The organism is Dialister sp. CAG:357 (assembly GCF_000435155.1).
GTDB lineage: Bacteria > Bacillota > Negativicutes > Veillonellales > Dialisteraceae > Dialister > Dialister hominis.
On sequence record NZ_FR896430.1, the window covers coordinates 287 to 515 of the forward strand.

At 41.9% G+C, this 229-nt stretch carries 1 protein-coding gene; it reads right to left on the reverse strand.

Annotation, left to right across the window (positions count from 1 at the left end; genetic code table 11):
- Nucleotides 1-229, reverse strand: a 229-nt coding sequence (locus M3200_RS05505) for a UDP-galactopyranose mutase (RefSeq protein ID WP_288178168.1), incomplete at both ends; no start/stop codon positions are given.

The following is a 229-nucleotide window of genomic DNA, read 5'->3' on the forward strand; positions in this document are numbered from 1 at the left end:
CTTAAGCATATTGGCGACCATATTGGTATATCCGCCCACAGGAATCCCCTGATAAAGAGCATTAAAATAGTTGTTATCAAACGTCAGACGAACTGGGAGACGCTTGATAATAAACGCCGGAAGTTCGGTACATGGTCTGCCCCACTGTTTTTCTGTATATCCTTTAATCAGTTTTTCGTAGATATCTGTACCAACCAGAGAAATAGCCTGTTCTTCCAGATTCTGAGGA